This window comes from Streptomyces sp. NPDC001880 (genome assembly GCF_053594575.1).
Genome location: NZ_JBSFET010000018.1, coordinates 91,919 through 114,521 on the forward strand (window position 1 = coordinate 91,919; position 22,603 = coordinate 114,521).

Genomic DNA, 22,603 nt, shown 5'->3' on the forward strand with positions numbered 1-22,603 from the left:
GATGCGCCGGAAACAGCCGCACCACCGCACCTGGTACAGCCCTGCCCGCTCACCGGCCCTCCCCAAGCTCTCGGCTGCGTTCGAGCAGGGGAGACCCCATTTGCCGAGGGGATCGTCATGGCACCAGAACCACCCCTGCTCACCATGTCCGGCATCACCAAGTCGTTCCCCGGAGTGCGCGCCCTCGACGGCGTGGACCTGGAGGTCCAGGCCGGCGAAGTCCACTGTCTCCTCGGGCAGAACGGCGCCGGCAAGTCGACCCTCATCAAGGTGCTCGCCGGGGCCCATCAGCCCGACGGCGGCGAGATCACCTGGCGCGGCGAACCGGCCGCGCTGAAGTCGCCCATCGCCGCCATGCGACTGGGCATCGCCACCATCTACCAGGAACTCGACCTGGTCGAGGGCCTGTCGGTCGCCGAGAACGTCTTCCTCGGCCACGAACCCACCACCGCCCGCTTCGTCGTCCGCATCCGTGAGGGCCGCACGGCCGCCGCGGCGCTGCTGAAGCGGCTCGGCCACCCGGAGATCGACCCGGCCCGCCCGGTCGGCGAGCTGTCCGCCGCGCAGCAGCAGATCGTCTCCATGGCGCGGGCGCTCTCGCACGAGGTACGGCTCATCGTCATGGACGAGCCGTCCGCCGCACTCGACCCGGACGAGGTCGACAACCTCTTCCGTATCGTCGCCGCGCTCACCGCCGACGGGGTCGCCGTCGTGTACATCTCGCACCGTCTGGAGGAGATCCGCCGGATCGGCGACCGGGTGACCGTGCTCAAGGACGGCCGCGCCGTGGCCGTCGGGCTGCCCGCCGATTCCACACCGACACGCGACATCGTTGCCATGATGACGGGTCGCAACGTCGAGTACGTCTTCCCGCCCCGCACCGCGGACGGCAGCGAAGCCACCGCGGCGGAGCCCGTCCTGAAGGTCGAGGGGCTGAGCAGAAACGGTGAATTCGACCCGGTTGACCTGGAATTGAGGCCCGGTGAGATCGTGGGTCTGGCCGGGCTCGTCGGTTCGGGGCGCTCCGAGATCCTGGAGACCGTATACGGCGCCCGCCGGCCGAGCGCCGGACGGGTGACCGTGGCCGGCAAGCAACTGAAGCCGGGCAGCGTCCGCGCGGCCGTCGCCGCCGGAATCGGCCTCGCCCCCGAGGAACGCAAGGCGCAGGCCCTGCTGATGCTCGAATCGGTCACCCGCAATGTCTCGGTCTCCTCGATGTCCCGCTTCTCCAGGGCCGGCTGGATCGACCGCGCCGCCGAACGCCGGGCGGCCCGCGAAGCCACCCGCGAACTCTCGCTGCGCCCCGACAACCCGGACACCCCCGTCCGTACGCTCTCCGGCGGCAACCAGCAGAAGGCGGTTCTGGCCCGCTGGCTGCTGCGCGGCTGCCGGGTACTGCTGCTCGACGAACCGACCCGCGGCGTCGACGTCGGCGCCCGCGCCGAGCTGTACGCCGTGATCCGCCGGCTGGCCGACGAAGGCCTCGCCGTCCTGCTCGTCTCCAGCGAGGTGCCCGAAGTGCTGGGCCTCGCCGACCGGGTGCTGGTGCTCCGCGAGGGCCGCGTCGTGCATACGGCGGACGCCCGGGAGCTCGACGAGCACCGTGTACTCGACCTGGTGATGGAAGGGAGCCCGACGTCATGACGCAGCCCGTCTCCTCGGCGCAGCAGGGCGGGCCGGACAAGGGGGCCGCCCCCGCCCCGGCCCCCGGACTCCGGAAGAAGGACGGACACGCCCGCACCCCGGGCCTGCGCCTGGACGTCCGTAACCTCTCGCTCCTCGGCGTTCTCGCGGTGCTGGTCGCCGTCGGCGGATTCACCGAGCCCGACACCTTCCTGGACACCGGCAACCTTCAACTGATCCTGACCCAGTCGTCCGTCATCGGTGTCGTCACCGTAGGGATGACCTTCGTCATCACCAGCGGCGGCATCGATCTCTCGGTCGGCGCGATGGTCGCGCTCGCCTCCGTCTGGGCGACCACGGTCGCCACCCAGGAGTACGGCTTCGCGGGGATCCTGTTCACCGCGGTGATCGTCGGGCTCGCGGCCGGACTGGTGAACGGTCTGCTCATCGCGTACGGACGGATGGTGCCGTTCATCGCGACGCTGGCCATGCTCGCCTCGGCCCGCGGGCTCGCCCTCCAGATCACCGACGGCAAGACCCAGATCGTCACCGTCAAGTCGGTCCTCGACCTGGGCCTGCCCGACTCCTACGTCCTCGGCATCCCGCCACTGGTCATGATGTTCGCGGCGGTCACCGTCATCGGCTGGCTGGTGCTGAACCGTACGACCTTCGGACGGCGCACGGTCGCGGTCGGCGGCAACGCCGAAGCCGCCAGGCTGGCCGGCATCGACGTACGGCGCCAGCGGCTCTTCCTCTATCTGCTCTCCGGGCTGTGCTGCGGCATCGCCGCCTTCATGCTGATCATCCTGTCCGGCTCGGGTCAGAACACCAACGGCAATCTGTACGAGCTCGACGCCATCGCGGCCGCGATCATCGGCGGCACCCTGCTCAGCGGCGGGCGCGGCACCATCGTCGGATCCGTACTCGGTGTCCTGGTCTTCACCACCATCACCAACATCTTCGCGCTCAACAATCTGCAGAGCGACGTCCAGCAGATCGCCAAGGGCGCGATCATCGTCGCCGCCGTCCTGGTCCAGCGCCGCACGTCGGCGCACGGGGAGACCTGACGCTCCACCCCGCCGTCCCGCCCACCGCCCCGTTCGCCCCATGTGACATGTCACGCACCGGATGAAGGGTTGACAGCCATGCCAGAAACCAGCCGCAGACGACTGCTCTTCGGTACCGCAGCCGTCTCCGCGGGCGCCCTCCTCACCGCCTGCACCAGCAACGACCCCAAGAGCGAGGACACCGCCAAGAGCACCGGACCCGCCGCCGACAACAAGCCCGGCAAGCCCGTCACCATCGGCTTCGCGGGTCCGCAGGCCGACCACGGCTGGCTCAACGCCATCAACGAGAACGCCAAGTCACGGGCGGCCACGTACTCCGAGGTGACGCTGGAGACCACCGAGGGCTCCAACGACACCGCCGCCCAGATCGGCCAGGTCAAGACCCTCATCAACAAGAAGGTCGATGTTCTCGTCATCCTCCCGGCCGACGGCAAGGCGCTCACCCAGGTCGGCCTGGAAGCCATGCGGGCGGGCATCCCCGTCGTCAACCTGGACCGGATCTTCGCCTCCCCGCAGGCCTACCGCTGCTGGGTCGGCGGCGACAACTACGGAATGGGCCTCAACGCCGGTACGTACATCGGCGAGCAGCTCAAGGGAAAGGCGGGTGCGAAGGTCGTCGAGCTGGCCGGCATCGACAACCTGGAGCTCACCAAACAGCGCAGCCAGGGCTTCGCCGACGCGCTGAAGAACTACCCCGACATCGAGCTGGTGGCCCGTCAGGCCGCCGACTTCACCGTCGAGTCGGGCCAGGCGAAGATGGCCCAGCTCCTCCAGGGGCAGAAGAGGATCGACGCGGTGTGGAACCACGACGACGACCAGGGCGTGGGTGCGCTGCGCGCCATTCAGCAGGCCGGCCGCGACGAGTTCCTGATGGTCGGCGGCGCCGGGGCCAAGTCCGCGATGGACGCCATCAAGGCCGACAACAGCGTCCTGAAGGCCACCGTCCTCTACCCGCCGACCATGGCCGCGTCCGCCATCGACCTGGCCCGCGCGCTGGCCCAGGGCAAGGGCGTCAGCGGGCTGGCCGAGCTGGAGATCCCGACCAGCCTCACCCTCTACTCGGCCGTGGTCACCAAGGAGAACATCGACCAGTACCTGCCGACGGGCTTCAGCTGATCCGCCCCGCAGGAGAGTGCTGACCCTCCTGCCGCACCCACCGAACGACCGAAGAGGAGGAAGCCCGGATGGCCCGTAGGGAAGAGACGGATCAGGAGGCCGCAGCGCCGCCGGCGCACCGGCCGGCGACCAGTGCGCCGGTGCTCGGTGTCGGCATGGTCGGATACGCGTTCATGGGCGCCGCCCACTCACAGGGCTGGCGCACCGCGGGACATGTCTTCGACCTGCCGATGACGCCGGCTCTCGCCGCGATCTGCGGACGCGACCGGGCCGCGGTCGACGCGGCGGCCGCCCGCCACGGCTGGGCGGCTGCCGAGACCGACTGGCGGGCCCTGATCGCCCGGGACGATGTGCAACTCGTCGACATCTGCACCCCCGGCGACAGCCATGCCGAGATCGCCATCGCCGCCCTGGAGGCGGGCAAGCACGTGCTGTGCGAGAAGCCGCTCGCCAACACGGTCGCCGAGGCCGAGGCGATGGCCGAGGCCGCGGAGCGCGCCGCCGCCCGCGGCCAGGTCGCGATGGTGGGCTTCAACTACCGCCGGGTGCCCGCGATCGCCTACGCGCGGCAACTGATCTCCGCGGGACGGATCGGCACCCTGCGCCATGTCCGCGCCGCCTACCTCCAGGATTGGCTCGTCGACCCCGAGTCGCCGCTCACCTGGCGGCTGGAGCGGGAACGCGCCGGCTCGGGCGCCCTCGGCGACCTGGGTGCGCACATCGTCGACCTCGCCCAGTATCTGGCGGGGGAGCCACTGGTCGGGGTGTCGGCGGTCAGCGAGACCTTCGTACGCGAACGGCCCCGGCTCGCCGGCCCGTCGGCCGGGCTCTCCGGCGCCGCGGACCCGGCCGGGCGAGGAGCGGTGACCGTCGACGACGCGGCCCTGTTCACCGGACGGCTCGCCTCCGGGGCGCTGGCCTCCTTCGAGGCGACCCGGATGGCGGCCGGGCGGAAGAACGCGCTGCGGCTGGAGATCAACGGAGAGCGCGGCTCGCTCGCCTTCGATCTGGAACGGCTCAACGAACTGTCCTTCCACGACCACACCGAACCCGCCGCCACGGCAGGATTCCGGCGCATCCTCGTCACCGAACCCCAGCACCCCTACCTGGAGGCGTGGTGGCCGCCGGGCCACGCCCTCGGCTACGAGCACACCTTCGTTCACCAGGCCCGCGACCTGGTGCGGACGATCGCCGAAGGGAGCGCCCCCGCACCCTCGTTCGCCGACGGACTGCAGGTGCAGCGGGTGCTCGCAGCAGTGGAGGAGAGTGCTGGGAAGAACTCCGTACACACCCCCGTGGTTCTCTAGGGCGTGTGTCGAAAGTCCCGCCCGGCCCAGAACGTCCGGCACTTTTCCAAGCTCTCGGCTTCGCTCGAGCAGGGTAGACCCCATCGCTGGCCGCGTTGTCGGTCGTCGGCGCAGCCCGCTGCGCTCTCCTGACTCCGCCTTTTGCGATGGCACGCACCGGATGCCCCCGGCCCCGCCCTCCGGGCGGACGACGCCACTTTCGAGACACGCCCCAGGAGGTCCCGCCCATGCCCCGTCCCTTCACCCTCTTCACCGGCCAGTGGGCCGACCTGCCGCTGGAGGAGGTCTGCCGGCTTGCCCGGGACTTCGGTTACGACGGGCTCGAACTCGCCTGCTGGGGAGACCATTTCGAGGTCGACAAGGCGCTGGCCGACCCCGGCTATCTGGACGGCCGGCGGCAGCTGCTCGACACGTACGGACTGAAGTGCTGGGCGATCTCCAACCACCTCGTCGGCCAGGCCGTCTGCGACGACCCGATCGACGAGCGGCACCAGGGGATCCTGCCCGCGCGGATCTGGGGCGACGGCGAGCCCGAAGGGGTTCGCCGCCGGGCCGCCGAGGAGCTCAAGGACACCGCCCGAGCGGCCGCCGCCTTCGGGGTGCGTACCGTCATCGGCTTCACCGGCTCGTCGATCTGGCACCTGGTCGCGATGTTCCCACCGGTGCCGCCGCACATGATCGAGCGGGGCTACGAGGACTTCGCCGAGCGCTGGAACCCGATTCTGGACGTCTTCGACGCGGAGGGCGTGCGCTTCGCCCACGAGGTGCACCCCAGCGAGATCGCGTACGACTACTGGACCACGCACCGCGCACTGGAGGCCGTCGGTCACCGGGCCGCATTCGGACTGAACTTCGACCCGAGCCACTTCGTCTGGCAGGACCTGGACCCGGTCAACTTCCTGTACGAATTCCGGGACCGGATCTACCACGTGGACTGCAAGGAGGCACGCAAGCGCCTCGACGGCCGCAACGGACGGCTCGGCTCGCATCTGCCCTGGGGCGATCCGCGGCGCGGCTGGGACTTCGTCTCGGCCGGGCACGGAGACGTGCCCTGGGAGGACGTCTTCCGGATGCTCCGGTCCATCGGCTACGAGGGGCCGGTCTCCGTGGAGTGGGAGGACGCCGGGATGGACCGGCTGGCCGGTGCCCCGGAGGCACTCGCCACGCTGAAGCGGTACGACTTCGAGCCGCCTTCGGCGTCGTTCGACGCGGCGTTCGGGGGCGGCGACTGACCGACTCCCGCCCGGGGACGGTGAGTCCCCGGGCCTCGGGCCGGGCAGGGCGGGCGGAGGAGAGGGCTTCGCGGCCGTCCCGTACCCACCCCTGCCCTCCTACCGCTTTGTCCTGACGCAGGAAAAAGTTCGACCGGACCGCTGCACAAGGGCTTTCCGTCCCGGACGAACAGGTCTACGGTCCAGAACGTGTACATGACATGACTCGGGTCGCCGGTGTCCCACACCCCGGACGACCCGCGCGGCAGTCCCCGCGCAGCACGGCACGGCAGCACCCCGCCCGTACAACCGGCACTCTCCGGAGGACACTCGTGCACAGAACCCCAACCGGAAACAGGAGCAGAACACGGCTCCGCCTACGCAAATCCCTCGCGTTGCTCACCGGCGGCCTGCTCGCCGCGGCCACCCTGGCCCTGGGCGCCACGCCCGGAGCAGCAGCGACAGGGCCCACCTCACCGGCCGCCACCGATGCGGCGGCCGAGGAATTCCAGCCGGTCACCCTTGCGAAGGGGGTGGCCGAGACCGGCGAGCCCATGACACTGGCGGTGCTCCCGGACCGCAGCGTCCTGCACACCGCGCGCGGCGGCGAGCTGTGGCTCACCGACAGCGGCGGCGACACCACGCTCGCCGGTGTCCTCCCCGTCTACTCCCACGACGAGGAAGGTCTCCAGGGTGTCGGCGTCGACCCGGACTTCAGCAGGAACCGGGCGATCTACCTCTACTACGCGCCCCCGCTGGACACGCCGTCCGGCGACGCCCCCGAGAACGGCACCGCCGCCGACTTCGCCAAGTTCGACGGAGTGAACCGGCTTTCGCGCTTCGTCCTCAAGGAGGACGGCACACTCGACACGGCCAGCGAGAAGAAGGTCCTGGACATCCCGGCCTCGCGCGGCATCTGCTGCCACGTCGGCGGTGACATCGACTTCGACGCGCAGGGCAATTTGTACCTGTCCACCGGCGACGACTCCAACCCGTTCGCCTCCGACGGCTACACCCCGATCGACGACCGGCCCGACCGCAACCCCGCGTTCGACGCCCGCCGCACCTCCGGGAACACCAACGATCTGCGCGGCAAGATCCTCCGCATCAAGGTCGCCGACGACGGCTCGTACACCGTCCCCGAGGGCAACCTCTTCGCCCCGGGCACGGACAGGACCCGCCCCGAGATCTACGCGATGGGCTTCCGCAACCCCTTCCGTTTCACCGTCGACAAGCCCACCGGCATCGTGTACGTCGGCGACTACGGGCCCGACGCAGGTGCGGCCGACCCCAAGCGCGGACCCGGCGGTCAGGTCGAGTTCGCCCGCGTCACCAAGGCCGGCAACTTCGGCTGGCCGTTCTGCACGGGCAAGAACGACCCGTTCGTCGACTACGACTTCGCGACCAGGACCTCCGGCGAGACCTTCGACTGCGCCGCACCCAAGAACACCTCCCGGTACAACACCGGGCTGGTCGACCTGCCGCCGTCCCAGCCTGCCTGGATCCCGTACGACGGCGGATCGGTGCCCGAGTTGGGCAGCGGCTCCGAGTCCCCGATGGGCGGACCCGTCTACCACTACGACGCCGACCTCGACTCGCCCGTGAAGTTCCCCGAGGCCTACGACGGCGATTTCTTCGCAGGTGAGTTCGGCCGGCGCTGGATCAAGCGCATCGACCAGGACACCGATGGCACGGTGAAGTCCATCAACGCCTTCCCGTGGTCGGGAACCCAGGTGATGGACATGGCATTCGGTCCCGACGGCGCGCTGTACGTACTCGACTACGGTACCGGCTACTTCGGCGGCGACCAGAACTCGGCGCTCTACCGCATCGAGAACGCCACCGGCGGACGCTCACCGATCGCCGAGGCGACCGCCAACAAGACCTCGGGCACCGCACCCCTCAAGGTCGCCTTCTCCTCGGCCGGAACCACCGACGCCGACGGCGACACGCTCAGCTACAGCTGGGACTTCGGCGACGGCGGCACGTCGACCGCCGCCAACCCCACGTACACGTACAAGAAGAACGGCACCTACACCGCCACCGTCACCGTCACCGACCCCACCGGCCGCACCGGCTCGGCCAACGTCCATGTGACGGTCGGCAACACGGCTCCGGTGGTGAAGCTGGAACTCCCCGGTGACGGACAGATGTTCTCCTTCGGCGACGAGATCCCGTTCAAGGTGACCGTCACGGACCCCGAGGACGGAACCGTCGACTGCTCGAAGATCGAGGTCCGCTTCATCCTCGGCCACGACAGCCACGGCCACCCCATCACCTCGGCGCACGGCTGCACCGGAACCATCAAGACGGAGATGGACGGCGGACACGACCCCAACGCCAACATCTTCGGAGTCATCGACGCCTCGTACACGGACGGCGGGGGAGGCGGCCAGGCCGCCCTGTCCGGCCACGACCAGGCCGAACTCCAGCCGCGCCACCGTCAGGCCGAGCACTACGGCGACTCCCACGGCGTCGCCCCGCAGAACAAGGCGACCGCCCATGGCGGCAAGACGGTCGGCGACATCCACAACGACGACTGGATCTCCTTCAAGCCGTATCTCCTGGCCGGTTCCACCAAGCTGACCGCGCGGATCTCCTCCGGCGGTGCCGGCGGCTTCCTCGAAGTCCGCACCGGCTCGGCGACCGGCAAGATTCTCGGCTCCGCACCCGTCCCGGTGACCGGTGCCTGGGACAACTTCCAGGACATCGACGTACCGCTGCGCGGAGTCCCGACGACATCCACCGAACTCTTCCTGGTCTTCAAGGGAGGCAACGGGGCGCTCTTCGACATCGACGATTTCGAGCTCTCCAACAGCGCTCCCGACAAGACCGCCAAGCGGGTCCTGGTCTTCTCGAAGACGGCAGGCTTCCGCCACGACGCGATTGCGGACGGCATCGCGGCTCTCAAGGAACTCGGCAAGGACAGCAACATCACCGTCGACGCCACCGAGACGGCAGGCCAGTTCACCACCAGCAACCTGGCCCGCTACGACGCCGTCGTCTTCCTCTCGACGACCGGTGACGTACTCAACTCCGACCAGCAGAAGGCCTTCGAGAACTACGTGGCCACCGGCGGCGGCTACATGGGCGTCCACGCGGCGGCGGACACCGAGTACGACTGGGCGTTCTACGGCGGACTCGTCGGGGCCTACTTCTCCTCGCACCCCGCGATCCAGTCCGCCACCGTCCGCGTCGAGGACCATCAGCATCCGGCCACCGCACACCTCGACGACGAGTGGAACCGCACCGATGAGTGGTACAACTACCGCACGAATCCGCGAGGCCAGGCCAAGGTCCTCGCCACACTCGACGAGACGACCTACACCGGCGGCTCCATGAAGGGCGACCACCCCATCACCTGGTGCCAGACCTACCAGGGCGGCCGTTCCTTCTACACCGGCCTCGGCCACACCAAGGAGTCGTATGCCGAACCGGCCTTCCGCCAAATGCTCCTGGGCGGCATGCGGTACGCGGCCGGACAGGTGAAGGCCGACTGCAAGCCCGACACCGGCTACCGGCCGATCTTCAACGGCAAGACGCTCGAAGGCTGGAAGCAGGCAGGCCCCGGAACGTTCGACGTCGTCGACGGTGAACTCCGCTCCCAGGGCGGCATGGGCCTGCTCACCTACCAGGCCAAGGAGCTCGGCTCGTACTCCCTCAAGCTCGACTGGAAGATGCAGGGCGACGACAACTCCGGTGTCTTCGTCGGTTTCCCGGAGTCCGGCGACCCCTGGTCCGCGGTGAACAACGGCTACGAGGTCCAGATCGACGCCACCGACGCGCCCGACCGCACCACGGGCTCCGTCTACACCTTCAAGGCGGCGAACGCCAAGGCCCGTGACCAGGTCCTCCGGCCGCCCGGCCAGTGGAACAGCTACGAGATCAAGGTCCAGGGCGAACGCCTCCAGGTCTTCCTCAACGGGGTGAAGATCAACGACTTCACCAACACCGATCCGGTACGGAGCCTGAAGAGCGGCTACATCGGCATCCAGAACCACGGTGCCGACGACCATGTGTCGTTCCGCAACATCCAGCTGAAGGAACTGCCCTCGGCGTAGGGCGCCCGTTCCGGTGACGGCGGGCGAGGAAGGGACACCCTCCCCGCCCGCCGTCCCCGCCCGATCCCGTCCCTCCGTTGCACAGTGCCACCCGCTCTGCCCAGCCAGCACCCCCAGCCAGGGAGGCAGCCCGTGTCAGCAACCGCCGTACGTACCGGAGTCTGGTTCATCGGAGCACGCGGCTCCGTCGCCACCACCGCCACCGCGGGGTGCGCGGCGGTCGCGGCAGGGCTCCACCCGGCGGCAGGCATGGTCACCGAGACCCCGCCCTTCACCGGCAGCGGGCTGCCCGCACTCACCTCACTCGTCTTCGGCGGACACGACACGGCCGGCTGCCCGCTGCCGAAGCGGGCCGAGGCACTGGCGGCCGGGGGAGTGCTGCCGCACGGCCTGCCCACGGCGGTGCACTCTGAACTCGCCGCCGCGGACGCGGGGATACGGCCCGGCGGACCACTGCTCGGCGACACCCGCAGCGACGAGGAACTCATCACCGCGTTCGCCGCCGACATCACCGACTTCGGGCACCGCAACGACCTGGCCAGGACGGTCGTCGTCAACGTGGCGTCCACGGAACCCGTCCCGGCCCCCGGCGAACAGCGGCTCCCCGCCAGCTCGCTCTACGCGGCGGCTGCTCTGCGGGCCGGCTGCCCCTACATCAACTTCACCCCCTCCACCGGGCTGCGCACCCCCGCCCTCCAGGACGCCGTCGCGGCCTGCAGACTTCCTCACGCGGGCCGCGACGGCAAGACCGGCCAGACCTTGCTCCGCTCCGTACTCGCCCCGATGTTCGTGCAACGCGCCCTGCCCGTACGGGCCTGGTCCGGCACCAACCTGCTGGGCGGCGGGGACGGAGCGGCGCTGGCCGACCCCGGCGCGGCGGCCGCCAAGAACGCAGGCAAGGAACGCGTCCTCGCCGACACTCTGGGAACCGCCCCCGAGGGCGAGGTCCACATCGACGACGTACCGGCCCTCGGCGACTGGAAGACCGCCTGGGACCACATCGCGTTCGACGGATTCCTCGGCGCCCGGATGGTGCTCCAGACCACCTGGCAGGGATGCGACTCCGCACTGGCCGCGCCCCTGGTGCTGGACCTCGCCAGACTGGTGGCCCGCGCCCACGAGCGAGGCATGAGCGGCTCGTTGCCCCAGCTCGGCTTCTACTTCAAGGACCCGGACGGCGGCCCGGCCGCGCTCTTCGAGCAGTACCTCGCGCTGCTCGCCTTCGCCGAGACGCTCCGGGGGGAACAGTGACGGCGGGCGCCTGGGCGGAACTGCTCAGGGTCTCCGCGCTCTTCACCGTCCCCGGCGACGCGCTCGCCGGGGCGGCGGCGAGCGGCCGGCGTCCCGGCCGCGGAACCGCGCTCGCCGTCGGAGCCTCGTTCTGCCTGTACGAGGCGGGCATGGCGCTGAACGACTGGGCCGACCGCGAGGAGGACGCCATCGACCGCCCGCACCGGCCGATCCCCTCGGGCCGGATCGCACCCGCTGCGGCCCTCGCGGCGGCGGGCGCGCTGACGGCCGCCGGGCTGGGCCTCGCCGCCCGGGCCGGCCGCCCGGCCCTCGCGGTGGCGAGCGGGCTGGCGGCGACCGTATGGGCGTACGACCTCCGGTTGAAGCACACCCCGGCCGGTCCGGCGGCGATGGCGGCGGCGCGCGGGCTGGACCTGCTCCTCGGCGCCACCGCCACCGGGGCGGCGGATCGGACAGCGGGGGTGGTGGCGGGTCCGGGGGCAGGTGCGGGGCCGGGATCCGCCCGTGGATCGGATCCGGCCGGGCGTGGCTCCGTACGCGGCGCCCTTCCGGCCGCCGGCCTCCTGGCCGCGCACACCTACGCGGTCACCGCCGTCTCCCGGCACGAGGCGCACGGCGGATCCACCACCGCACCCCTCGCCGCGCTCGCGGCCGTCGCCGCGCTGGGCGCCGCGGCCGTGCACGAGCAGCGCGGACGGCGCGGAACCCAGGAGACGGATCCGGACAGGGGAGGCGGCGAGCCGCCCCTGCCGCGCCCCTCACCGGCGACCCCCGTCGCCACCGTCCCCGGTCTGGTGCGCACCGCGCTCACCGGCTCCTACTTCCGGACCGCCGCTGTCCCCCTCCTGCACGCCGCGCTCAACCCGTCCCCGCCGCTCACCCAGCGCGCAGTCGGCGGAGGCATCCGGGCGATGATCCCGCTCCAGGCCGCCCTCGCCGCCCGCGCGGGAGCGGTCGGCGAGGGCCTCGCCGTCATGGGACTCGTACCGATCGCCCGCACCCTCGCCCGGAAGGTCAGCCCGACATGACGATCCGCTTCGGCTACGGCACCAACGGGCTCACCGACCTCCGCCTGGACGACGCCCTCGGACTCCTCGCCGACCTCGGCTACGACGGGGTCGGCCTGACCCTCGACCACATGCACCTCGACCCCCTCGCCCCGGACGCCGCCGCCCGCACCCGCCACGTGGCGGCCAGGCTCCAGGCACTGGGGCTCGGCGTCACCGTCGAGACCGGTGCCCGCTACATCCTCGACCCACGCCGCAAGCACGGCCCGTCCCTCCTCGACCCGGACCCGGAGGCCCGCGCCGCCCGCACCCGGCTGCTCGTCCGGGCCGTCGGCATCGCCGCCGACCTCGGTGCCCACGCCGTGCACTGCTTCAGCGGCATCACCCCACCGGACACCGCCCCCGACACCGCCTGGCAGCGGCTCACCGGCTCCATCGCCCCGGTCCTGGAGGCCGCCGACCGCTCCGGCATTCCCCTCGCGATCGAACCCGAGCCCGGCCACCTCCTCGCCAGCCTCGCCGACTTCCACCATCTGCGCGTCCTCACCGGCGACCCGGCACAGCTCGGGCTCACCCTCGACATCGGCCACTGCCAGTGCCTGGAGCCCGCCCTGCCCGTCGACTGCGTCCGCGACGCCGCCCCCTGGCTGCGCCACGTCCAGATCGAGGACATGCGCCGCGGGGTCCATGAACACCTCCCGTTCGGCGAGGGCGAGATCGACTTCCCGCCCGTACTCGAAGCACTCGACACCCTGTCGGACACCGGCTACCGCGGCCTCACCGTCGTCGAACTGCCCCGTCACTCGCACGCCGGCCCCGAACTCGCCCGCACCTCGATCGAATTCCTCCGCGAACACAGTCCGTCCAGCCGCAGTGCATCGAGTCACAGCCCGTCGACACACAGTTCGTCGAGCCGCTGAACAGCCGAAGGGAGCGAAGCCATGCCGATGTCCCCGACGAACCCCCCACTGCTGACCCGCAAGGAACTCGACGCACAGCTCGGCGGAGCCGCACGCGCCTGGCTCGACGAGGCCCTCGCCGAGGCCGAGCACTCCGCCACCCACCAGGACACCGAACAGCCCGGCGGACCGTACGCCGCCCCGTCGTGGGAACTGCGGTACGCCGCGGCCGGCCGGCACTGCGGACTCGAACACGCCGACTCCGTACGCGCCCTGCTGCTCATCGAAGCCCGGGTCGCGCTGCCCGCCCTGACCAGGCTCTACGAACAGGGCACCGCCGCAGAACGGCGCGCCGTCCTGCTCACCCTGCACCAGCTGGACCTCGGCCCCACCGCCCTTCCGCTCGTCGAGGACGCCCTGCGCACCAATGACACCCGGCTGGTCGCCGCAGCCGTCGGACCGTATGCCGCCGCTCATCTCGATCCGCACAACTGGCGCCACGCCATTCTCAAGTGTCTCTTCACCGGGGTCCCTGTCGGCGCCGTGGACGGACTGTCCCGACGCGCGCGCGGCGATGCCGAACTCGCACGCATGCTCGGCGACTTCGCCGCCGAACGCATCGCAGCGGGCCGCAGTGTCCCCGCCGATCTCACCCGCGTCCTCGCACTCACCAACCCCGGTGCCGCCGCCCCCACGGAGGAGTCCTGATGCGCATCTTCGACCCGCACATCCATATGACCTCCCGCACCACGGACGACTACCAGGCGATGTACGACGCGGGGGTCCGCGCCCTCGTCGAACCCTCCTTCTGGCTCGGCCAGCCCCGCACCTCGCCCGCCAGCTTCTTCGACTACTTCGACGCCCTGCTCGGCTGGGAACCCTTCCGCGCCGCCCAGTACGGCATCGCCCACCACTGCACGCTCGCCCTCAACCCGAAGGAGGCGAACGACCCGCGCTGCGTCCCCGTCCTGGACGCCCTGCCCCGCTATCTCGTCAAGGACTCCGTCGTCGCCGTCGGCGAGATCGGCTACGACTCCATGACCCCGGCCGAGGACACCGCCCTGGCCGCGCAGCTCCAGCTCGCCGCCGACCACGAGCTGCCCGCGCTCGTGCACACCCCGCACCGGGACAAGCTCGCCGGGCTGCACCGCACCCTCGATGTCATCCGCGAATCCCACCTCTCCCCGGAACGGGTCCTGCTCGACCACCTCAACGAGACGACCGTGAAGGACGCCCTGGACAGCGGCTGCTGGGCAGGCTTCTCCATCTACCCCGACACCAAGATGGACGAGGACCGCATGATCGCGATCCTCAGGACCCACGGCACCGAGCGGATCCTGGTCAACTCGGCCGCCGACTGGGGAAGAAGCGACCCGCTCAAGACCCGCAAGGTGGGCGACGCCATGCTCGCCGCCGGATTCAGCGACGACAACGTCGACCAGCTGCTCTGGCGCAACCCCGTCGCCTTCTACGGGCAGAGCGGCCGGCTCCAGCTCGGCGTCGCCACGCCGGAACCCCTCCACGAAGGCAACTCCATCCTGCGCGGCGGGGAGTGAGGCGATGCGCTTCCGCCACCCCGACGGCTCCACCGTCCACCTTTCGTACTGCACCAACGTCCACCCCGCCGAAACGCTCGACGGCGTCCGCGTCCAACTGCGCGACCACTGCGAACCGGTCCGCAAACGCCTCGGCCGCGACCGGCTCGGCATCGGCCTCTGGCTCGCCAGGCACGCGGCCCGCACCCTGATCAACGACCCGGCCGAGCTGAGGTCCCTGCGCGCCGAACTGGACCGCCGCGGTCTGGAGGTCGTCACCCTCAACGGCTTCCCGTACGAGGGATTCGGCGCCGAGGAGGTCAAATACCGGGTGTACAAACCGGACTGGACGGAACCGGAGCGGCTCGCCCACACCACCGACCTCGCCCGGATCCTGGCCGGCCTGCTCCCCGACGACGCCACCGAAGGCACCATCTCCACCCTCCCGATCGCCTGGCGCACCCCCTTCGACTCGGACCCCGAGGCGGCGGGCACGGCACACACCGCGCTCACCACCCTCGGCGAACGTCTCGACGCACTCGCCGAACTCACCGGCAAATCCATCAGCATCGGCCTCGAACCCGAGCCGGGCTGCACGGTCGAGACCACCGCCGACGCCATCGCACCCCTCACCTCCGTCGGACATCCACGCATCGGCATCTGTATCGACACCTGCCACCTGGCCACCTCCTTCGAGGACCCCGGCACCGCCGTCGACGCGCTCGGCGCAGCGGACATCCCGATCGCCAAGACACAGCTCTCCGCCGCCCTGCACGCCGAACACCCCCACCTCCCCGAGGTGCGCGCCGCACTCGCCGCCTTCGCCGAACCCCGCTTCCTGCACCAGACCCGCACCAGCACCGCCGCCGGGCTGCTCGGCACCGACGACCTCGGCGAGGCCGTCACCGGCCGGGCCCTGCCGGACGGCGCCCCCTGGCGCTCCCACTTCCACGTCCCCCTGCACGCACCACCCGCACCACCGCTCACCTCCACCCTTTCCGTGCTCCGGTCCACACTGACCCGCCTGGTGGGCGGCGCGCGGCCCCTCACCAGGCACCTGGAGATCGAGACGTACACCTGGCAGGCGCTCCCGGCCGCGCAGCGCCCCCGTAACCGCACCCAGCTCGCCGACGGCATCGCCGCCGAACTCACCCTCGCCCGCGACCTCCTGGTCGACCTCGGCCTCAAGGAGCTCCCGTGACCACTGCCGAGCAGCCCACCGGGCGCACCACACCCACCCCTCTCCTCGTCGTCGACGTCGTCGGCCTCACCCCGCGGCTCCTCGACCACATGCCGCATCTGAAGGCCCTCGGGCAGTCAGGCAGCCACGCCCCCCTCGGTACGGTCCTCCCCGCCGTCACCTGCGCCGCCCAGTCCACCTTCCTCACCGGCACCACCCCCGCCGAACACGGCATCGTCGCCAACGGCTGGTACTTCCGCGAACTCGGCGACATCCTGCTCTGGCGCCAGCACAACGGACTGGTCGCGGGCGACAGACTCTGGGACGCCGCCCGCCGCGCCCACCCCGGCTACACCGTCGCCAACATCTGCTGGTGGTACGCGATGGGCGCCGACACCGACGTCACCGTCACCCCGCGCCCGGTCTACTACGCCGACGGCCGCAAGGAACCCGACTGCTACACCCGCCCGCCCGCCCTGCACGACGAACTCACCCGGAAATTCGGCACCTTCCCCCTCTTCCACTTCTGGGGCCCCGGCGCGGACCTCGTCTCCTCGCAGTGGATCATCGACGCGACCCGGCACATCCTCGACACCCGCCACCCCGACCTGGCCCTGTGCTACCTCCCGCACCTCGACTACGACCTCCAGCGCTACGGCCCCGACGACCCGCGCTCCTACCGGGCCGCGGCCGAACTCGACCGCGCCATGGCCCCCCTCCTGGACGACGCCCGCCGCGAGGGCCGCACCGTCGTCGCCCTCTCCGAATACGGCATCACCCGTGTCGACCGGCCCGTGGACATCAACCGGGCGCTGCGCCGGGCCGGCCTCCTGGAGGTCCACACCCAGGACGGCATGGAGTACCTCGACCCGATGGCCTCCCGGGCCTTCGCCGTCGCCGACCACCAGCTCGCCCACATCTACGTGCGCCGCCCCGAAGACCTCGAAGCGACCCGCGAAGCCCTCCAGGACCTTCAGGGCATCGAGCAACTCCTCGACGACGAGGGCAAGAAGGCGCACGGCCTCGACCATCCGCGCTCGGGCGAACTGGTCGCCGTCGCGGATCCGGATGCCTGGTTCACCTACTACTACTGGCTCGACGACGACCGCGCGCCCGACTTCGCGCAGCTCGTCGAGATCCATCGCAAACCCGGCTACGACCCCGCCGAGCTCTTCCTGGACCCCCAGGATCCGTACGTCCGGGTCAAGGCCGCCACGGCCGTCGCCCGCAAGAAGCTCGGCATGCGCTACCGCATGGCGGTCGTGCCCCTGGACCCGTCACCTATTCGCGGCAGCCACGGCCGCCTTCCGCAGAGCGACGAAGAAGGCCCGCTCATCCTGTGCTCCACCCCCCACGCGTTCACCGGCCCCGTCCGGGCCACCGAAGTGAAGTCCTTGCTCCTCGAGCTTGCCGGACTGCACTGACAACGTCCCGCCCCCAGAAGGAGTTCCCCCATGAGCCGCCGCACCCCCGTCGACGCCGAACTCGCCCACAAGCTCAGCAGGCGCTCCATGCTCGGCGTCGCCGCCGGAGCCACCGCCGTCGCTCTCCTCGGCGCCGCCGCCCCCTCAGCCACTGCCCAGGGCAGGCCCCAGGGCGATCCGCTGCTGCCGCCCGGCCGTCTCGGGATCCAGCTCTACACCCTCCGCGACAAGGTCTCGACCCTCGGCTTCGACAAGGTCTTCGCCGAACTGGAGGCGTACGGCTACGACGAGGTCGAGTACGCCGGATACACCCAGGGCTCGGCCGGTGCCATCACGCTCGCCCAGCTCAAGCAGCTCACCCGTGACCACGGGCTCAGGGGCATCGGCAGCCACGTCGGCTACTACGACAACAACAATCCCAATGCCTACACCTTTGCGCAGAACCTCACCAAGGTCCTCGACGACGCCCAGGCCCTCGGCCTCAAGCACGTCGGAACCGCATCGGGACCGTTCCGCTACGGATCGACGGTCGACGCCTGGAAGCGCGCCGCCGAGGACTTCAACACCTACGGCGCCGCGGCCAGGGAGCGCGGCATGAAGTTCTACCAGCACAACCATGCCGAGGAGTTCTCCTTCGCCACCGACCGGCCCGATGTCCGTCTCTACGACGTACTGCTCGCCGAGACCGACCCGGATCTGGTCTTCCTGGAGATGGACATCTACTGGGCCTACGTCGGGCAGTTCCGGTTCGGGAAGCGGGCCGACGGCACCCCCGACTCCTTCGACCCGTTGCACTACGTACTGAAGCAGCCCGACCGCTACCCGCTCTTCCACGTCAAGGACGGCGAGCACGACATCGCGGCCCGGGACGGATACCGCATGGTGGACGTCGGGGACGGCGACATCGACTACAAGAAGTTCCTCAGCGCTGTCACCAGGACCCATGGCGGCCGCCGGGACCACCACTGGCAGGTGGAGCACGACCGGCCGATCGTCGACTCCTTCACCACGGCCCGCCGCTCGGCCGCCTACCTGCACACCCTGCGCCGCAAGGGCTGCTAGCCAGGCCCCGTCGTCAAACTGCCGTGCGCCGCACGGCACACGGCACCGCACGCACGACGGGTCTCCTCGGGAGCGGCGGGGAGGGCCGTCGTCGACCAGAGCCGTGGAGACCGACCTACCCATGGCGACCGGCCTACCCATGGGGACCGACGTACCTCTGGAGGCAGGCGCGCCCATGGCGACCGAATCGGAGGGCTTCCCGCTGACGACCGTGCAGCCGGGCTCTCCGGTGATCCGGGCGTAGCCGTCGGCCGCGTGGGCGGCGACCCGCTCATGCCGTATGCCCATGGCGTCGAAGCCATCCGATGGGTGGTGTCCAGAGGGGTGCGGCACTTTCGGCACCGGCGCGATCGGCGGTGGCGCTCGCCCCGGCCGGTGCGAAAGCGGAGGTGGAGCCGCCGACGGCAACGAACTGTGTGTGCGGCTACGGCCGCGGACCGTGATCGCGGCGGGGGGTGTGGGGCCCGATCGTGCCGGACATATCCGCCGCACCGCACTGACCACGGGAAATGCAGGTGAGAGCCACCCCGAACCCCTGGTATTGTTTTCCATGTCGCCGCGGGAAACCGGGGCCGACCACCTGGTCCGGGTGGCGGAATGGCAGACGCGCTAGCTTGAGGTGCTAGTGCCCTTTATCGGGCGTGGGGGTTCAAGTCCCCCCTCGGACACCAGTAGGAAATCGGTCAAATGCCGGTCGGGATTCTTCCCGGTCGGCGTTTCGCTTTGTGGGCCCGTGTCTGGATGCCCCGTGTGATGCCACGCCCCTTTCGTGCCCTCTGTTCGCGCTCATCTCCTTTGTCGCGCTCGTTGCGATCCGGTCTCGGGTGGCGGGTGGGGTCTCACCTCCGGCCGTGTAATCGTGTCCACACTCCTTGTAATCGATTCCGTGATTCCGGTCCACGGCTCCGGCCCGCTGGTTTCGAGGCTCACGGAAGCCACAAGGAAGTGGTCCGGACATGACGAGCATCAAGGACGTCGCGGCCCAGGCAGGAGTCGCTGCCGCCACGGTCTTCCTGTCCTCAACAGTCATCCCTTTGCCAGCCCGGACGCGCGGACGCGAGTCCTCGCCGCCGTCGACGCCCTCGGCTACCGGCCCAATGCCGTCGCCCGTTCGCTGTTTCCCCGGTGTGGTCGCGCTGGACAGCGTGGACTTCGACCTGCGCAGCGGCGAGGTACACGTTCTGCTCGGCCATCAGTAACCCACGGCCGAGGTTGCTTTGGGGCAGGCGTGACGTAGCGTTGCCCTTTTGGTGGTGTTCGAAGGAACACCACGAGGCACCGTTGTGCCCCGTCAGCTGACGGGCACCCGAGAGGTTTTGGGATGAAGCTCTGCTTCCTCGTCGAAGAGCTGTACCGGCATGATGGCATGCCGCTCGACGTCGTCCGGCAACTGACGTCGTGGGGACACCAGGTGGATGTGGTGCGTCCCGGCGGCTCACTCCTGCGGATCTCGGAGGAGGTGCGGGCGGGAACCCATGACGCCTGGGTGCTCAAGACCGTGTCCGGGGGCCCCGGGCTCACCTTGCTGGAGGCCGCGGCGGCGGTGGGACTGACCACGGTGAACGATGCGCGGTCGATCCGAGCGGTGCGCGACAAGGTTCTCACCTCGGTCATCGCGCGACACCACGGGTTGCCGGTCCCGGTGACCTATTCGGCGCCGAGGGCCGGCCTGTTCGCGGACGTGCCCGACGAGCTCTTCCCCCTGGTGGTCAAGCCCGCCGACGGCAGCTCGGGGCGCGGGGTGCGGCTCGTCTCGGACCCAGGGCGACTGGTGGAGGCGGAGCAGGCGGGCGAGGGGCAGCTCATCGCACAGCCCTACGTGTCCAATTCCGGCTCCGACCTCAAGGTCTACTGTCTCGCGGGCGAGTTCCACGCGACCGTGCGCCGCTCCCCGCTCCACCCGGACGCACCGGTCGACGAAAGAGCCGTCCCGCTGCCCGCCGAAGTGGCCGAAGCAGCGGCGAAGGTGGGAGCGGTCTTCGGCCTCGATCTCTACGGCATCGACGTGGTGCTCGGCCCCGACGGCCCCGTGATCGTCGACATCAACGACTTTCCGAGCTTCCGTCAGGTGCCTGACGCCGCAGCACGGTTGGCCGGCGCCGTTCTCGAACTCGCCAGGACCGGCGGCGCGGACCGGGCGCGCGCGCTCGCCCCTCTCCCGCGCATTCCCGTGCAGCCGGAGATCACCCACGGACGGCCCCGTCCGCACCCCGCCGCCGGCCTCGGCCCCGAAGCGGACATGATGGCTGCCGTGCCGGAAGGCGCGCGGATATGAGGGTCTGTGTGCTGACCGACAAGCCGGACCATCCGCTGCTCGCCGCGGCCGCCGCCGCGATGACCGAGGCGAAGCACCGGGTGACGTTCCTGAACCCGGACACCGGAACCGGATCCCCGTCGCAACTGGTGGCCGCGGACGATCTCGCCGATGTCTACCTCCTCAAGGCCCACACCCGCCGGGCACTTGAGCTCGCCCGTTTCCTCGAAGGGCTCGGCGCCCGCGTGGTGAACTCCGCCGCCGCGACGGAACTGTGCCAGGACAGGAGCCGGATCGCCGCAGTGGCGCAACGCGCCGGCCTGCCGATGCCCCGGACGCGGACCCTGGACGCGCTGTCCGAAGCCCTCCACGGAGCGGAGCCGCTGCAGAGCGGCTATCCGCTCATGGTCAAGAGCCGCCACAGCCGACGCGCGGACCTGGTCGCCCGCGTGGACGGCCCGGCCGGGCTCCGGGCCCTTGCGGCCCAGTGGCCCGACGAGCCCGTCGTCCTGCAGGAGTTCGTCGCGAACAGCGGCTGGGACCACAAGCTCTGGGTGATCGCGGGAGAGGTGTTCGCGGGGGTGCGCCCCGCACCGGTGGGCACACCGCCGGACGGCGCGCGGTCCGCGCCGCTGGTGGGCGACCTGCCGCGGACCTGGACCCGACTCGCCCTGCGCACGGGAGACGTCTTCGGCCTGGACGTCTACGGTGTCGACCTGCTGGACCGCGAGGGTGCGCCCGTCGTCGTCGACATCAACGCCTTCCCGGGCATCCGCGGCCCGAAGGGCGCCCCGGCGGCATTGGCGGCCCTGGCACTGCGGCGCCCCGGCCCACGCGCCTGCGAGACGGGGAACGGCCCTGTACGCCTCGGGGTCCTCGACCCCGCCGTCAGCTCCGGTTCGCGTACACGATGAGGTTGTCCACCGGGTGGCCCTGGTCGTCGAAGGCGCCGTCGCAGGTGATGAGGCGCAGGGTGCGCGTGTTGGTGGCGCCGTAGACCTTCTCGGTGGGGAAGGCCTTCTTGCTGACTGTCTCGGTGGCGGTGACCCGGAAGTGGAGTTCCGCGCCGCGGTCGTTGTGGACGGCGATGTCCGCGCCCTTGGCGACCTTCTTCAGATCGTGGAAGACGGCCTTCCCGAAGCGGGTGTCGTTGTGTCCGATGATGACCGCGGCACCGCGCTCGCCGGGAATGGCGCCGCCCGTGTACCAGCCGGCGGTCATGCCCTTTTCGGCGGGCGGGACCTCGACGGTGCCGTCCTGGTTGAGACCGAGGCGCATCAGCTCGCTGTCGATCCCGAGCGACGGGATGCTGATGCGGACGGGGGCGGCTGCCGGGGAATCCTCGGATTTCCCCGTGTCCGTCGAACCGGTCCGTGCCGGAGCGTCGGCCGTGGCGGTCGTGCTGCTGCCGGGTGTCGCGGCGGACGGGCCGTCCGTGGCGTCGGAGGAGCAGCCGGCGAGAAAGAGACAGGCGAGCAGCGGCAGCGCGGCGCGTCGGAGAAAGGGCGATGCCAGCACCTCGGCACAGATCCCCAGTGCCAGCTTGGGCGCCGGCTCGCCGGGGAACGCGTCGTACACCGCGTCGAAGGAGAGCGCCGCGTTCTCG

Annotated in this window: 17 protein-coding genes, 1 tRNA gene and 2 pseudogenes; 18 read left to right on the forward strand and 2 right to left on the reverse strand. The window is 70.6% G+C overall.

Annotated features, from left to right (window positions below; translation table 11 throughout):
• Nucleotides 1-117: 117 nt before the first annotated feature.
• The 14 genes from ACWCQ6_RS13895 to ACWCQ6_RS13960 all read left to right on the forward strand — a co-directional run bounded on the left by ACWCQ6_RS13895 (nucleotide 118) and on the right by ACWCQ6_RS13960 (nucleotide 18,743).
• A complete protein-coding gene (locus tag ACWCQ6_RS13895; RefSeq protein ID WP_451088762.1) occupies nucleotides 118-1,644 on the forward strand; it encodes a sugar ABC transporter ATP-binding protein in 1,527 nt (508 codons plus the stop codon).
• Nucleotides 1,641-2,690 (forward strand): ABC transporter permease, encoded by a 1,050-nt coding sequence (locus ACWCQ6_RS13900; RefSeq protein WP_451088764.1) that lies wholly within the window; start codon nucleotides 1,641-1,643, stop codon nucleotides 2,688-2,690. The genes ACWCQ6_RS13895 and ACWCQ6_RS13900 overlap by 4 nt, the downstream gene beginning before the upstream one ends.
• 78 nt (nucleotides 2,691-2,768) lie before the next feature.
• Nucleotides 2,769-3,806 carry a substrate-binding domain-containing protein gene (locus ACWCQ6_RS13905; protein WP_451088766.1) on the forward strand — a complete coding sequence of 346 codons (1,038 nt, stop codon included), beginning with the start codon at nucleotides 2,769-2,771 and terminating at the stop codon, nucleotides 3,804-3,806.
• A gap of 68 nt (nucleotides 3,807-3,874) precedes the next feature.
• Nucleotides 3,875-5,113: a Gfo/Idh/MocA family protein gene (locus ACWCQ6_RS13910; RefSeq protein WP_451088768.1), complete on the forward strand. Its 1,239-nt coding sequence runs from the start codon at nucleotides 3,875-3,877 to the stop codon at nucleotides 5,111-5,113.
• 227 nt (nucleotides 5,114-5,340) lie between these two features.
• Nucleotides 5,341-6,345: a sugar phosphate isomerase/epimerase family protein gene (locus ACWCQ6_RS13915; RefSeq protein WP_451088770.1), complete on the forward strand. Its 1,005-nt coding sequence runs from the start codon at nucleotides 5,341-5,343 to the stop codon at nucleotides 6,343-6,345.
• 200 nt (nucleotides 6,346-6,545) lie between these two features.
• On the forward strand, nucleotides 6,546-10,385 hold the full coding sequence (locus ACWCQ6_RS13920) for a ThuA domain-containing protein (RefSeq protein ID WP_451088772.1): 3,840 nt from the start codon (nucleotides 6,546-6,548) through the stop codon (nucleotides 10,383-10,385).
• A 132-nt stretch (nucleotides 10,386-10,517) separates the two neighbouring features.
• Complete coding sequence (locus ACWCQ6_RS13925) at nucleotides 10,518-11,636, forward strand: inositol-3-phosphate synthase (protein ID WP_451088774.1); 1,119 nt, start codon at nucleotides 10,518-10,520, stop codon at nucleotides 11,634-11,636.
• The gene (locus ACWCQ6_RS13930) at nucleotides 11,633-12,664 is read left to right on the forward strand and encodes an SCO3242 family prenyltransferase (RefSeq protein ID WP_451088776.1); all 1,032 of its coding nucleotides are present in this window, start codon (nucleotides 11,633-11,635) and stop codon (nucleotides 12,662-12,664) included. The genes ACWCQ6_RS13925 and ACWCQ6_RS13930 overlap by 4 nt, the downstream gene beginning before the upstream one ends.
• The gene (locus ACWCQ6_RS13935) at nucleotides 12,661-13,563 is read left to right on the forward strand and encodes a sugar phosphate isomerase/epimerase family protein (protein WP_451088778.1); all 903 of its coding nucleotides are present in this window, start codon (nucleotides 12,661-12,663) and stop codon (nucleotides 13,561-13,563) included. Before ACWCQ6_RS13930 ends, ACWCQ6_RS13935 begins: the two co-directional genes overlap by 4 nt.
• Before the next feature lie 21 nt (nucleotides 13,564-13,584).
• The gene (locus ACWCQ6_RS13940) at nucleotides 13,585-14,250 is read left to right on the forward strand and encodes an EboA domain-containing protein (RefSeq protein WP_451088780.1); all 666 of its coding nucleotides are present in this window, start codon (nucleotides 13,585-13,587) and stop codon (nucleotides 14,248-14,250) included.
• Nucleotides 14,250-15,098 (forward strand): TatD family hydrolase, encoded by an 849-nt coding sequence (locus tag ACWCQ6_RS13945; RefSeq protein ID WP_451088782.1) that lies wholly within the window; start codon nucleotides 14,250-14,252, stop codon nucleotides 15,096-15,098. The genes ACWCQ6_RS13940 and ACWCQ6_RS13945 overlap by 1 nt, the downstream gene beginning before the upstream one ends.
• Nucleotides 15,099-15,102: 4 nt before the next feature.
• Nucleotides 15,103-16,278, forward strand: coding sequence for a metabolite traffic protein EboE (gene eboE, locus ACWCQ6_RS13950; RefSeq protein WP_451088784.1), 1,176 nt, complete (start codon nucleotides 15,103-15,105; stop codon nucleotides 16,276-16,278).
• Nucleotides 16,275-17,681 (forward strand): alkaline phosphatase family protein, encoded by a 1,407-nt coding sequence (locus ACWCQ6_RS13955; protein ID WP_451088786.1) that lies wholly within the window; start codon nucleotides 16,275-16,277, stop codon nucleotides 17,679-17,681. The genes eboE and ACWCQ6_RS13955 overlap by 4 nt, the downstream gene beginning before the upstream one ends.
• 30 nt (nucleotides 17,682-17,711) lie before the next feature.
• Nucleotides 17,712-18,743, forward strand: a complete 1,032-nt coding sequence (locus tag ACWCQ6_RS13960; protein ID WP_451088788.1) for a sugar phosphate isomerase/epimerase family protein — start codon at nucleotides 17,712-17,714, stop codon at nucleotides 18,741-18,743.
• A 204-nt stretch (nucleotides 18,744-18,947) separates the two neighbouring features.
• On the opposite strand, the pseudogene ACWCQ6_RS13965 reads toward ACWCQ6_RS13960, so the two are convergent.
• Nucleotides 18,948-19,295: pseudogene (locus ACWCQ6_RS13965) on the reverse strand (thiamine pyrophosphate-binding protein); the annotation flags it as partial.
• 31 nt (nucleotides 19,296-19,326) lie between these two features.
• On the opposite strand from ACWCQ6_RS13965, the gene ACWCQ6_RS13970 reads away from it, so the two are divergent.
• From ACWCQ6_RS13970 to ACWCQ6_RS13985, 4 genes and pseudogenes are all read left to right on the forward strand, one after another.
• A tRNA-Leu gene (locus ACWCQ6_RS13970) sits at nucleotides 19,327-19,414 on the forward strand.
• A gap of 285 nt (nucleotides 19,415-19,699) precedes the next feature.
• Nucleotides 19,700-19,860 (forward strand): annotated as a pseudogene (locus ACWCQ6_RS13975) (LacI family DNA-binding transcriptional regulator); the annotation flags it as partial.
• Nucleotides 19,861-20,064: 204 nt separating this feature from the next.
• Complete coding sequence (locus ACWCQ6_RS13980; protein WP_451088790.1) at nucleotides 20,065-21,018, forward strand: ATP-grasp domain-containing protein; 954 nt, start codon at nucleotides 20,065-20,067, stop codon at nucleotides 21,016-21,018.
• Nucleotides 21,019-21,026: 8 nt separating this feature from the next.
• Nucleotides 21,027-21,911 (forward strand): ATP-grasp domain-containing protein, encoded by an 885-nt coding sequence (locus tag ACWCQ6_RS13985; RefSeq protein WP_451088792.1) that lies wholly within the window; start codon nucleotides 21,027-21,029, stop codon nucleotides 21,909-21,911.
• On the opposite strand, the gene ACWCQ6_RS13990 is transcribed toward ACWCQ6_RS13985, so the two are convergent.
• Nucleotides 21,886-22,515, reverse strand: a complete 630-nt coding sequence (locus ACWCQ6_RS13990) for a class F sortase (RefSeq protein WP_451088798.1) — start codon at nucleotides 22,513-22,515, stop codon at nucleotides 21,886-21,888. The two genes, ACWCQ6_RS13985 and ACWCQ6_RS13990, sit on opposite strands and share 26 nt — an antisense overlap.
• Nucleotides 22,516-22,603 lie beyond the last annotated feature (88 nt).